Annotated in this window: 8 protein-coding genes and 2 pseudogenes; 5 read left to right on the top strand and 5 right to left on the bottom strand. The window is 70.3% G+C overall.

The annotated features are described in order from the left end of the window. Positions 1–13: 13 nt before the first annotated feature. The 3 genes from OG780_RS42090 to OG780_RS42080 form a co-directional block, all read right to left on the bottom strand. On the bottom strand, positions 14–316 hold the full coding sequence (locus OG780_RS42090; protein ID WP_328457390.1) for a protealysin inhibitor emfourin: 303 nt from the start codon (positions 314–316) through the stop codon (positions 14–16). A 71-nt stretch (positions 317–387) separates the two neighbouring features. Beyond that, the gene (locus tag OG780_RS42085) at positions 388–1,599 is read right to left on the bottom strand and encodes a M4 family metallopeptidase (protein WP_328457389.1); all 1,212 of its coding nucleotides are present in this window, start codon (positions 1,597–1,599) and stop codon (positions 388–390) included. 753 nt (positions 1,600–2,352) lie between these two features. Beyond that, positions 2,353–3,129 (bottom strand): HAD family hydrolase, encoded by a 777-nt coding sequence (locus OG780_RS42080; RefSeq protein WP_328457387.1) that lies wholly within the window; start codon positions 3,127–3,129, stop codon positions 2,353–2,355. A gap of 303 nt (positions 3,130–3,432) precedes the next feature. Here OG780_RS42080 and OG780_RS42075 point away from each other — a divergent pair. Then, positions 3,433–3,831, top strand: a pseudogene (locus OG780_RS42075) (GNAT family N-acetyltransferase); the annotation flags it as partial. A gap of 2 nt (positions 3,832–3,833) precedes the next feature. Here the strand turns inward: OG780_RS42075 and OG780_RS42070 are convergent. Beyond that, positions 3,834–4,188 (bottom strand): annotated as a pseudogene (locus tag OG780_RS42070) (ATP-binding protein); the annotation flags it as partial. Between the two features lie 176 nt (positions 4,189–4,364). After that, positions 4,365–5,246, bottom strand: a complete 882-nt coding sequence (locus OG780_RS42065; protein WP_328457385.1) for an AraC family transcriptional regulator — start codon at positions 5,244–5,246, stop codon at positions 4,365–4,367. Between the two features lie 234 nt (positions 5,247–5,480). On the opposite strand from OG780_RS42065, the gene OG780_RS42060 reads away from it, so the two are divergent. The 4 genes from OG780_RS42060 to OG780_RS42045 all read left to right on the top strand — a co-directional run bounded on the left by OG780_RS42060 (position 5,481) and on the right by OG780_RS42045 (position 12,301). Next, complete coding sequence (locus tag OG780_RS42060) at positions 5,481–6,596, top strand: serine hydrolase domain-containing protein (RefSeq protein WP_328457383.1); 1,116 nt, start codon at positions 5,481–5,483, stop codon at positions 6,594–6,596. Between the two features lie 589 nt (positions 6,597–7,185). Beyond that, a complete protein-coding gene (locus OG780_RS42055) occupies positions 7,186–7,797 on the top strand; it encodes a hypothetical protein (protein WP_328457381.1) in 612 nt (203 codons plus the stop codon). Next, the gene (locus OG780_RS42050) at positions 7,797–10,073 is read left to right on the top strand and encodes a bifunctional serine/threonine-protein kinase/ABC transporter substrate-binding protein (protein WP_328457379.1); all 2,277 of its coding nucleotides are present in this window, start codon (positions 7,797–7,799) and stop codon (positions 10,071–10,073) included. The genes OG780_RS42055 and OG780_RS42050 overlap by 1 nt, the downstream gene beginning before the upstream one ends. After that, the gene (locus OG780_RS42045; protein WP_328457377.1) at positions 10,073–12,301 is read left to right on the top strand and encodes a bifunctional serine/threonine-protein kinase/ABC transporter substrate-binding protein; all 2,229 of its coding nucleotides are present in this window, start codon (positions 10,073–10,075) and stop codon (positions 12,299–12,301) included. The genes OG780_RS42050 and OG780_RS42045 overlap by 1 nt, the downstream gene beginning before the upstream one ends. Positions 12,302–12,354 lie beyond the last annotated feature (53 nt).

The raw sequence follows: 12,354 nt of genomic DNA, 5'->3' as shown, positions 1-12,354 counted from the left end.
GTTCCTGCGTGTGTCACTGCTCCGCGATGTGTTCTTCGAGCCAGCCGAGCAGGGCCGCGAATGCCGGGGACATGGCGGCTTCGGACTGGGTCAGAGCGGTCGAGCGGCCGCCGTCCTCCACCGTGATCGTGTAGCTCATCGCGTCCCTGGCCCGGCTCGGCCGTTCCTGCCCGGCCTCGGGGGCGGCCGCCGCCACCAGCCGGTCCAGCTCCCCCGCCGTGCTTTCGGGCAGGGCATCGGTGTCCAGCACCTTGGGCGGAAGGCCCAGACGGATCGCAGCCGCCTGGCCTCCCTGTGCTTCCCAGGTCACCCTCATCGGGCACACCCTTCAGGCCGACCGACCGGCACTCCTCGCCGTCGGGGGTCGGCCGCGTCAACAGCCGTCGGTCACTTGCCCTTCAGCGTGGTCACGTCCCTGGCCAGCCCCGTCACCTGGGCGGCCAGTGCGCCGATCTGGCGGCTCACGGTCGCCATTCCCTTGTCCCCGCCCGCGCCACCGTTCCGGTTGGCGGCGAGGCTTCGCGCCCGGGCGACGCCTGCCAGGATCCCGCTGATCTGGATGCCGACGTCCTGCCAGGCGGCCAGTACGGCCAATTGTTCGGTGCTGTCGTCGCCGAACAGTTCCGCGGCCTTCCGGTACGTGGTGTTCGCGAACTCCTGGAACTGGGTCTCGGTGTTGGAAGCCTTGAGTGATTCGAACCAGATGAGGCCGGGAGCCTCCCAGGCGAATCCTCCGATGCGCGACGCCGTCAGGAAGAACGCCTTGTTCGGGATGCCGGAGTTGACGTGCACCCCGCCGAGGTCGCCCTTCTCGGTGTCCGGCAGTCTGACGAAGTGCTCCATGTGGTCGGGTTGGGGGTCCCTGCCGAACAGGGCGTTGTCGTACGCGTGCCCCGGGGCCTTCATCGATCGCAGGGCGTCGGCGTCGATTCCCGGGGTGAAGATGTCGGGCCCGATCAGCCAGTCCGCCTCATCGACCGACTGCTTCAGCGACCATTGTTTGACCAGCGACCCGAAGACGTCCGACATGGATTCGTTCAGGGCCCCGGACTGGTTGTGGTACTTGAGTCCCGCGGTGAGCTCGGTGACTCCGTGTGTCAGCTCATGGCCGATCACGTCGACGGATCCGGTGAAGTCGGAGAACATCCTTCCGTCCCCGTCACCGAATACCATCTGCTGCCCGTCCCAGAAAGCGTTGTTGAACCTTTCGCCGAAGTGGGCGAACGCGTCCAGGCGCATCCCCTGGCCGTCGATCGAATTGCGGTTGAACACCGCCTTGTAGAAATCGCGTGTCGTTCCGAGTCCGCCGAATGCGCGGTTGACGGAATCATCCGGGGACTCCGGGCCGTCCTCCGACCGGGCGAGAACAGCAGAAGGGAGGAAGGTGCCGTTCTGGCAGTCGAAGACGGTCCGCCGGCCGTTGCCGGGGGTGGCAGCGGCGCCGGCGAAGGACGCCCGGATCCCTCGCTCGCCCCGCAACCGAGCGGTGGTCAGCATGGTGTTCAGCGCCATCTGGCGCACTTCGCTGTCGTCGCTGCTCAGGAGCTTCTCGAGCAGGTGCGGGGGGATGATGCAATGGAGGTGGGAGGTCCTGGTCATGGGACACCTCGCGTACATGAGGAGAGGCGGGGAAACCTCGCTCATCGGATGTTGTTGCGTGGTTGTTCTCCGCGTTCGGAACACTCACGCCGATCCCGACTGGAGCTCGCCCTCGTCGATCGTCTGCGCCGGAGGCGGCGCATCGACGGTGTCGATCGCCAGGCGGACGGTTTTACTGTGACCGGGCAATCGCGTCTGACGCGCCGGGCCCCACCTGCTCCGCACCTCTGTACGGCGAGGTGAATTCCGGGATGCCGGCTCAGCCGTGTAGCGAGCGGTCTCACTGTCTCTGCTTCGTGCGCATGACCGAAGAGGTGAGAACCGTGTCTACTTCGAGTATCCGCTCGGTGCCATCGACGCGCACCCCGGGCGAGGCTCTCTTTCCGAGGATGACGCGGACCCGGCCGACAGCTTTCCTCAGGCAACAACTTCCGTGCACGCTCGGTCACTTCGGACACGAGATCGATGGTCACGACCATGCCGTCGTTCTCCACGACCTCATGTGATTGCCGAGGAAACAATGTTGGTGACGAACCGTTCAAGGGTTTTCCCGGCCCGGCGGAAGCAACCTCGTGCCACAACTCCTCGCCACTGCGGGCGTACTGCTCGGCGACATCGGTGCCGGGTGTACAGGGGGTGTCCGCTGCCAGGACGCCCGGCACGCCGGACGCGCCCACGACCGGTCCTGAACCCGAAACCCGAACCCGAAACCCGAACCCGGTACCGAAGGTTTCCGTCACCGGCTCTCGGCGCTTACCGATCCCGCTCCGGCAGATCTTGCTCCCCCGCGCCTCGCCCCGCCGGACTCTCGGCGAATCCCCGAGCTGGAGCGAGCGGACGATCGTCGCGGATCAGCAGAGTTGCTGTATCTTCCACCGGTCCCCGCAAGTCCACTGTGAAACCGGCCTGTTCGAGTGCCATGGCTCCGTGCATGCTCGCCATGGCCGGCACGAGCCGGGCGGAGGCGATATTCACGGGCACGACCTCGGTCCGGTTGGTGACGGCCTCCAGATCGCTCAGCCCTTGCCCCTCGGACAGCTTGATCCGCGCCCAGAAAACGGGGCGGTTCTCCACTGCGGCGCGGGTGAACACGGGGTGAGCCGCGGTACGCAGCCCGGCTTCCCTCGCGAACCCACGTTCCTGAGGATCCTCCCCCACGAAGACGCACTCGCCGGCCGCCGAGGGAGGCGTGCCTTCGCCCGCCGTGCCGGCGACCGCCTCGTCGAAGATCTCCCGGTTGTCTTTGGAACCCCAGTGCACGAGCGCATCGTCCGTGAAACGGCCGGGGAATGCCTCCCGCAGAGCAGAGAAGGCACGCTCCGCGGCACCTTCACCGGGGCCGGGGTTGGAAATGACACCCTTGCGTACGTCGCGGAAGTCATCGAGCACGGCGAGGACACGCGGTCGGGGCAGTAGCCTCAGCGAACCGTCTGCCTCCATGCGGGCGTCCGCCAGGGTCGCTCCTATGTCGAAGAAGAGCACGGGCATCTCGATGCCTCCGCGAAGTGAATCCGTATCCGGAATCGGCACGCGCCCAAGTCGAACGGTCTTAGCGGTAGGGCCCGTTCGGGAAGGAACGGGGCCGGAGAAGCGGGTGTCGCCACTCCGGGGAACTCCGAGGGCCCGCGCCGTCCGCCCGCGGTCAGGCAGGCGCTCCGAGAAACGGACTCCCGGCTACTCCATCGTCCCCCCTAGGTTGCGCTTTCGCATCCTGGGATGTACGTGAATTCCTTTCGACTTCAGACAGTTGAAGTAGGTACGGAGTACGGGTGGCACGATCGGCCCACTGATCCGTCGGTAGCCAGTCGGCTCCCCGACGCGGTCGGCTTTCACGTCCTCTCCAGAGCAGACCTCCAGCGCATTGCCGCCATGGAGAGCACTGTCTGGGGCGAGGACTGGAGTTGGCTCGCCGACGACCTGGCCGCCCGGATCGAGAACGCCCCCGAAAACATCGTCGTCCTCGTCGCCGAGGCACGCACCGAAGTCGTCTGCGCCGCCTGGCTGGTGTTCAAGGACGGCGTCGACTTCGGCGGCCTCTGGGGCGGCTCGACGCTCGAGGAATGGCGCGGACAGGGCATCTACCGGGCCATGGTCGCCCACCGAGCCCGACTCGCTGCTGCCCGCGATATCCCCTACGTCCATGTCGACGCCTCAGCCCACAGTGCCCCGATACTCACCCGCCTCGGCCTGCACGCGGTCACCACGACGACACCGTATGTCTGGTCGCCCTGAGCTCAGCCGGTCTTCGCCGGCTCCTCAGCTCGTGCCCGGGTGCCGGCGAGACGGTAGGAGTCAGTACCGGTCTCGATGATGGTGCCGTTGAAGGACAGGCGGTCGACGACGGCCGCGCGCGACGGGGCCGGTGAAGGTCTTGGTCCAGCCGCCGAAGGACTCGTTGGATGCGATGGCGACGCTGTTCTTCTCCTCGCGTTCTGTCAGGACCTGGAAGAGGAGTTCGGCGCCGTGACGGTCGAGTTCCGTGTGGCCGAGTTCGTCGGTGCAGAGGAGATCTACGCGTCCGTAGCGGGCGATAGTCTTGTACAGCTGCCTCTCGTCCGCGGCCTCGACCAGCTCGTTGACCGGCTTCGTTTCACGCTGGGTCATCGCCACGCCGCTCTGCACCCAGGCCGCACCGGCGATCGAGGACGCACCAGCGGCAGTTGGGGCAAGGGCCACGGCCATCGGGGCTGGAGTCCGTCGAACGAACGGCTCACTTGGGCCGCTTCGGCCGGCTGAGTCAGAACTCCGTTTCCAGGTACCGATGTTCACGCCCCGGCGCTCCCACCGTCCCGCTCGACCGGGATCCACAGCTGCGAGCCGGTCTCTACACCGATCTCCACCGGTCGCGTCAGCAGAAGCTCCGGGCCTGGCCGGGCCGTGTACAGGTTCGAGGGGAACCACTGCGTGAACACGTCTCGCCACAGTTCCTGGAGTGCGCTCGGATAGGGCCCGTGGTTGTCGAAGACCGCCCAGGTGCCGGCCGGCACGTCGAGGGCGTCGAGCTCCTCGGCGACCACCTCGGGACCGGTCACCACGCCGACCCAGTAGTCCGCCTCTGCGCCCTCCTCCCGGCTGTCGGTCAGGTACACCACCGCCGACAGGACCCCCTCCGGCTCCCCGCCGGCCAGCCCTTTCATCCGGACGATCGCCTGCTTGTCCAGGCTCTCCACGTGCGCCGCGGCCGCCGCGTTGAGCCCCTCGTGCACGAGGGGGACCCGGGCCTTCCTGCCGACGACCCGAAACGACTCCTTCTCCACGATCCGGTACCGCATGGTCGTGCTCCCCTCGACGACGACGCGGAAGGACATGCGCGGCTGTGCCGTGAGCACCGCACCCGTGCGCCGGGCCTCGCCCGGACCGATGCCGTGCACCGACCGGAACGCCCGGGCGAACGCCTCGCCCGAGCCGTACCCGTACCGCACCGCGACATCGAGCAGCGTCAGCTCCCCGGCCAGCACCTCGGCGCCGGCGAGTGTCATCCGCCGACGCCGTAGGTAGACCGCGAGCGGCATCCCGGCGAGCGCGGAGAACAGCCGCCGGAAGTGGTACTCCGAGACCGCGGCGATCCGGGCGACCTCGGCCATGTCGACCTCTTGATCGAGGCAGGACTCCAGGTGGTCCAGCGCCTGATTCAGCCGCTCCAGCACGCGTATCCGCCCTTGCCTTGTGGGACAGCCACCGATACGGCCGGGCTCGGGGACGACCCGCCGGGCCGCCGGCAGACCGCGGGGCGGCGGCGGGAGCGGTCGGCCGACGGGCCCACCGCGCGACCCGTCAGGCCGCCTCACCGCAGTAGAGAAGATCTGATCGCACCCCGCCCGACAAAACCGGTGCGGGAATTGTTGGGCGGGAAGCCCTGGGATTATTTGAGGCTTACGCCCATGAACGATGTTAGGGGATTTTGCGATCCGGGGTTTGGCGCAGTCCGTGAGGCACTCGCGGCTTTGCTCGGCAAGGACGACGTGGGCGCCTCGGCAGCCGTCTTCATCGACGGCGAGCCGGTGGTCGACCTCTGGGGCGGGTACGCCGACGCGAACCGCTCCGTCGGCTGGGAACGCGACACCCTCACCGGCGTGAACTCGACGACCAAGAACATGGTCGCCCTGTGCGCGCTGATTCTCGCCGACCGGGGCGAGCTCGATCTGTCCGCGCCGGTCGCCGCCTACTGGCCCGAGTTCGCCGCGGCCGGCAAGGAGAACGTGCTGGTACGGCACGTGCTGTCGCACACCGCGGGGCTTCCGGACCTGTCCGGGCTGACGGCGGTCGAGGACCTCTACGACTGGGAGAGCGTGACGGCAGGACTGGCCGCGCAGGCACCCGAGTGGGAGCCGGGAACGGCCGCCGGCTATCACGCACTCACCTTCGGCTTCCTTGTGGGTGAGATCGTCCGCCGCATCACCGGCCGCGGTCTCGGCGAGTTCTTCGCCGAAGAGGTGGCCGAACCGCTGGGCGCGGATTTCCACGTCGGGCTCTCCTCCGACCATGACCACCGCGTCGCACCGCTCATCCCGCCACCGTCACTGACCGACGCGTACGCTGCCAGTGCGCCGCCGGGCCCAGACGGCACACGCCGGGAGAACACCGGAGCCGTTGTCCGGGTCAAGGACGCCAACTCCGTGCCCTGGCGCCGTGCGCAGATCCCCGCGGTGAACGGTTTCGGCAACGCTCGCTCTGTCGCCCTTGTCCAGTCGGTGCTGGCGAACCAGGGGTCGGCGGGCGGCGTGCGACTGCTGTCCCCTCAGGGATGCGAGCCGGCGTGGCAGGAGGTGTTCCGCGGCGACGACCGCGTGCTGGGGACGCCGATGTCCTGGACGGTCGGATTCGGCAAGTTCGGCGACACCTTCGGCTGGGGCGGCTGGGGTGGCTCGCTGGTCGTGAGCGATCCCGGTTCGCACATGACCATGGCCTATGTCATGAACCAGATGATCGACCGGGACCGGCAGGAGGACGACCGGGGCATGGAGATCGTGATGGCCGCCTACAGCGGCCTGCGCTGACAGGGCGACAGGCGGATTCCGGAATCACCACACGGGCTGCGCTCTCTCCGCCGCTCTCAGCCCCGCACCCGAGCGGAACAGCCGTCAATCACGCTGTGGGGCGGGCCCATCGGGGCTTCCCCTCTTCGGGTTCGAGGGCACGAGCGCTGCGGTTCTCCTGCACGGCCAAGATCCTCATACACGGACACCTGGCCGGGATTGGGCCGACGCACACTGACTCGGCCGTCCCCTGTTCGTGTAACCGCCCGCGCACTCCTCGTGCCCGCCGGTACGATCACGGCACGCGAGCGGGGGGCTCGTGAGCGAGGGGGCGGGGATGAGTAACGGCAACACCGTTGTGCGCAGGAGCACTTGGCCGTGGCGGTTAGCCGCTTCGGTCGCCACGGCGGCCGTGGTGCTCAGCGGCTGCGGTTCCGGGGACGACGGCAAGGCGGCCGGGCCGAGCTCTTCGGTACCTTCGAGATCCGGCGCAACAGCCACGTCCGGCTCTCCATCAGCCGTCACGTCCGGCTCCCCCTCGGGCGCCGCGTCCGCGTCCTCCTCGGGGGACGCGTCGTCGCTGACGCCGTTCCAGGCGGACCCCGCCAAGGTGCCCAGGACGAAGAACCAGGCCGAGGCGCTGGCAGCGGTCGTCGCGCTGACACCGCAGGCGTGGGGCGCCGATTTCCGGGAGCAGCGGCTGGCCGTGAGCACTCCGGGCACGGCCGCCGTGCTGGACGAGCAGTGCCGGTGGGAGCGGCGGGCGCTGCCTCAGGGCGTCCTGGCTTCCCTGTCCCGCTACAGCGAGATTCCCGCCGTCGGCGGCAAGGGCGAGCTCAAGGTGAGCGCGGCGGTCACCGTGCACACCACCGTGCGCGAGGCCGACGAGCACCTGGCCACCACGCTGGAGGAACCGTTGCGCTGCCGGCAGCAGCAGGTCCGTACCGACGAGCGGATCGCCGAACTCATCTCGACCGCCACTCCTTACGGTCAGGGCAGCAACACCTACTCCGACGACCAGGTCGTGGAAATGGGCAAATATCTCACCGGAAGCGGCGCGCAGACCTACTACTGGTACGTCACCCGGCTCGGCACAGTGACTCTCGCGGTGTCGGTGAAGGGCGCCAAGGGCTATTCGGACAACGAGTTGGGGACGTACGCGTCGCGCGCCAACGTCGCGATGCTCACCCGCGTGGAGTCCGAGCTCGGAGGAGACAGCTGATGGAGCCGCTGCGTTCGTCGGATCCCGCGCGTATCGCGGACCATCGCCTGCTCGGGCGGCTCGGCGCCGGAGGCATGGGCGTGGTGTACCTGGCACGCACTCCTGGGGGCGCGCTGGTGGCGCTGAAGGTGCTGCTCGCCGAGTACGCCGAAGAGCCGGGTTTCAAGGAGCGGTTCCGCCGCGAGGTCGAGGTCGCCCGGCGGGTCGACAGCCCCTGGGTGGTGCCGCTGGTGGACGCCGACCCGGACGCCGAGGCGCCGTGGCTGGCGACGGCGTTCGTGCCCGGACCGTCACTGGGCGAGGCCGTGGCCGCGTACGGGCCGCTGCCCGAGCGCGGTCTGCGGCTGCTCGGCGCCCGGCTGGCCGAGGCGCTGGGCGAGGTGCACCGGGCCGGGCTGGTCCACCGGGATCTGAAGCCGGGCAATGTGCTGACCGCCCATGACGGTCCACGACTCATCGACTTCGGCATCGCCCGCGCACCGGAGGACCGGACGCTCACGGCGACCGGGATGGTGGTCGGCACACCCGGTTATCTGTCTCCCGAGCAGGCCGAGGGGCGGGGCGGGGACGGCATCGGCCCGGCGAGCGACGTGTTCTCCCTCGGCTGTGTCCTGGCGTTCGCGGCGACCGGGCGGGCGCCGTTCGGCAGCGGAGCGGTCGACGCCCTGCTGTACCGGGCCGTTCACGACCCGGCGGACCTCGATGGGGTGCCGGCGTGGCTGCGCGAGGTGCTGGGCCGCTGTCTGGAGAAGGATCCTGCCCGGCGGCCGGATGCCGGTGAGCTGGTGCGGGAACTGGCGGCCGACGGCGCCGCCCAGGACGAAGCGACCTCCGAGGCCGCACCGCGGGACGAGAGTGCGGCCGAGGCCGCACCGCGGGACCAAGGCGCGTCCGGGTGGCTGCCCGAGCCGGTCGCCCGACTGATCGCCGAGCGCTCGGCCGCCGCGCTCGCGCTTCCCGACATCGAGCACACGCTGGCGCCCTCCGCCACACCGGCCGCTGGCGACCCGGCGGAGCCCGACACGCGTGACATGTCCGAGCCGACGGAGCCGCGGGACTCCCTCCCGGCCGGCCGGCGTCGTTTCCTGCTGCTCGCCGGCGGGGCCATGACGCTGGCGGCGGGCGGAGGCGGGGCCTGGTGGGCGGTCACCCGCGACAGCGGCCCGGGGGGCCAGAGCCCTGCCGCCGCGTCCTCGCGCCGGTCGGTGCACACCGTCGCGCTGCACGGCGACCTCAGCGGACCACAGCGGGAGACGGGCCGGGCCCAGGAGCGCGGACTGCGGCTCGCGGTCGCGGAGTTCAACGCGCGCGGCGACGCCCCGTTCACCGTGAAGGTCAAAGCCGTCGACGACCGGGGTGATCCGGCGGCCTCGGCCCGGCTCGCCAAGGAGCTCACCGACGATCCGGCGGTCCTCGCCGTGGTCGGCCCGACCACCGACGACACCGGGCAGGCGGCACTCGCGGCGTACGACGCCGGGCTGCTGCCGGTCGTCGGCGTGTCCCCCGGCACGACCGCCCTGTCCCTCCAGGGATTCCGCTCGTTCCTGCACGCACGGCTGCCCGACGCGGTACTGCCCATCTACGTGAGCAACTACCTGCGCGGCGCAGGGCGATCGCGCAAGGTCGGCATCGTCATCGACCGCCCGGCCGGCACCTACGGGACCAATCTGGGCAGTTCCCTCAGCAACGCGCTCGGCAGCATCCCGTACCCGTCCGTGCCGGAAGTGGTCAGCTCGATGCGCCACAACTTCGGCAGCGCCGTGGACGCGGTGCTCTCCGCCGGGGCCGACTCCGTGTTCTTCGCCGGTCTGCCCGACCGGGGAGCGCTGATCGCCGCGACGCTACGGGAACGCGACTTCCAGGGTGCTCGGGTGTCCGGCCCGGCATTGCTGGACGAGCGATTCCTGACGCAGGCCCAGGAAGGCGCCGAGGGCTGGGTGATGGTCGCTCCGGTCATCGACGCGACCCGCAAACCCGAGGCGCGGAAGTTCGCCGCCGCCTACCGCGAGCGCTTCAAGGAGGCGCCGCCCCGGTACGCGGCGGAGGCCTACGACGTGACCGGGATGCTGCTCAAGGCCCTGGCCGGGCTGCCGTCGAAGGGCCGCACCCGGCAGAACCTGCTCACGGCCGTACGGGACGGGAAGTACCAGGGCATCACCAAGAAGTTCGCCTTCGAGAAGAACGGCATGATCGTCATCGACGGCACCGGCGGCTTCCTCTGGCGGGTGGACCACGGTGCCTTCGTGTACGACGGCCCCGCGCCGCTGACCGTCTGATGGAGTCCCTGCGGGCCGCCGACCCGTCCCGGATCGGCCGCTATCGTCTGCTGCGGCGGCTGGGCGCCGGTGGCATGGGCGTGGTCTTCCTGGCCCGTGCGCCGGGCGGGGCGATCGCCGCGGTGAAGACTGTCCGGTCCTCGTACGCCGCCGAGAGCGGATTCCGGACCCGTTTCCGCCGTGAGGTCGAGGCCGCCCGGCAGGTCAGCAGCCGCTGGGTGGTCCCGCTGCTGGACGCGGACGCCGACGCGGAGACCCCGTGGCTGGCGACCTCGTACGTGCCGGGTCCCTCGCTCGCCGAGGCGGTGCACGCATTCGGGCCGCTGTCGCTCGCTTCCGTGCGGGTGCTGGGCCTGCGACTCGCCGAAGCGCTCGAGGCGGTGCACGGGGCCGGTCTCGTGCACCGCGACGTGAAGCCGGGGAACGTCCTGCTGGCCCCGGACGGACCACGGCTCATCGACTTCGGCATCGCCCGCGCGCCGGAAGCCACCGCGCTCACTTCCAGCGGCGTGATCATCGGCTCGCCCGGCTTCCTGTCACCCGAGCAGGCGCGGGCTCGGAGCGGCGAGATCGGCCCGCCCAGCGACGTGTTCTCGCTGGGGTGCGTACTGGCGTTCGCCGCGACCGGGGTGCGGCCGTTCGGTGACGGCGCGGCGGCGGGGGTGCTGCTGCGCACGATCTACCAGGAGCCCGATCCGGCGGCGCTCCCGGACGGTCTGACACCCCTGCTGAGTGCCTGCCTGCACAAGGATCCGGCCGACCGCCCGAGCCTCGCGCGGCTCCGTGCGGCGCTCGGGGAGAAGGCGGCGGCCGACTCCGCCGAGCCGTCCGACTGGCTGCCCGCGCCGGTCACCCGGCTGATCAACGACAGGTCCGCCGCCGTGCTCACCATCGGCGCGATCGAGCCGACCCAGGTGTCCGCGTCCACACCGTCCAGCACGGCGAGTGCGGCGTCACCGGAGGCCGCGACGCTGACGGCCGTCACCGCCACCCGCCCCACCCCGCGCGCGGTCGGCCGCCGCGGCTTCCTGCGCCTCGGCTCGACGGCGGGACTCCTCGCGGCGGGCGGTGGCGGGGCCTGGTGGTGGAGCACCCGGGCGAAGCCGGGAACGTCCACGTCGTCCGGGACCGGCCCTCGGCGCCCCGAACTGGTCGTGGCGTTCCACGGCGATCTGACCGGCGCCCGCAAGGAGAGTGGGAAGGCCCAGCTCGACGGTGCCCGGCTGGCCGTCGAACAGCTCAACGCGCGGAGCGACCGCCCTTTCCGGCTGAAGCTGCGGACGTACGACGACGGCGGCGACACCGGGCGGGCCGGCGAGCTGGCCGCCCGGCTGACGAAGGACGCCGAGGTGCTCGCCGTGCTGGGCCCCACCACCGACGCCTGTTTCCGCGCCACCGAGAGGACGTACACCGAGGCGGTGATGCCCGTCGTGTCCGTCTCGGTGGGCACCGACACACTGAGTTCGACGTTCGGCACGAACGTCTTCCACTGTCATGCGGCGCTGCACGTCACGTACGGGCTTCTCGCCGCCCCTTGCGTCCGCTACCTCAGCAACCATGTCGACTCCCGTCGCGTGCTCCTCGTGGACGACCGGGCGCAGGGCGACTTCGCCTGGACCGTGTGCGACCAGACCGAGCAGGCGCTGCGGCATAACGGCCGGGACGCCACGGTGACCCAAGTGGCCGTCGGGAAGATCGACTACGCGTCGCTCGCCGCCGAGGTGAGGTCGGCTCGCGCGGACGCGGTCGTCTTCACCGGCGACGCGGCCCGGGCCGCCGGACTCGCGTCCGCGCTGGCCGCCGACCGGTTCACCGGCGCCCGGTTGGCGACGGAACGCGCGCTCGACCCACGGTTCCTCACGTCGGCCGGCGCCGCCGCGAAGGGCTGGGTCTTCGTCACCTCCTTCGCCGACCCGACGGCCCGCGCCTCCGCCCGCGCGTTCACGGCGGCCTACCGCGCCCGCTTCGGCGCCGACCCCGGCTGGTACGCGGCGGAGGCCCACGACGCCGTGATGTTCCTGGCCCAGGCCTGCGACAAGAACGGCACCACGCTGACGGAACGGGGCGCGATCGCCCGCCGGATGCCCGAGATCACGTATGCCGGCATCACCCGCACGGTCAAGTACGAGTCGGGGTACGGCTACAACCACGACGGGATGTTCGAGTTCCAGGTCGTCGACGGCGCGTTCCGGTACCTGGGGCACTACCGGGACGCCGCGGTGTCGTGAAGGGCATGGGCAAGAGACCCGGTACGCACCGGGCGGCCGCCGCTGATGGCCTT

The sequence above is a fragment of the Streptomyces sp. NBC_00386 genome, assembly GCF_036063235.1.
GTDB lineage: Bacteria > Actinomycetota > Actinomycetes > Streptomycetales > Streptomycetaceae > Streptomyces.
Note: the sequence above shows the minus strand (reverse complement) of the source record. Positions and strands in the feature narration are given on the sequence as shown.

Excerpts from the sequence above, each read along its gene's own strand:
- OG780_RS42050 (WP_328457379.1), top strand. The coding sequence starts at position 7,797 with ATGGAGCCGCTGCGTTCGTCGGATCCCGCGCGTATCGCGGACCATCGC.
- OG780_RS42085 (WP_328457389.1), bottom strand. The coding sequence starts at position 1,599 with ATGACCAGGACCTCCCACCTCCATTGCATCATCCCCCCGCACCTGCTC.
- OG780_RS42090 (WP_328457390.1), bottom strand. The coding sequence starts at position 316 with ATGAGGGTGACCTGGGAAGCACAGGGAGGCCAGGCGGCTGCGATCCGT.
- OG780_RS42060 (WP_328457383.1), top strand. The coding sequence starts at position 5,481 with ATGAACGATGTTAGGGGATTTTGCGATCCGGGGTTTGGCGCAGTCCGT.
- OG780_RS42045 (WP_328457377.1), top strand. The coding sequence starts at position 10,073 with ATGGAGTCCCTGCGGGCCGCCGACCCGTCCCGGATCGGCCGCTATCGT.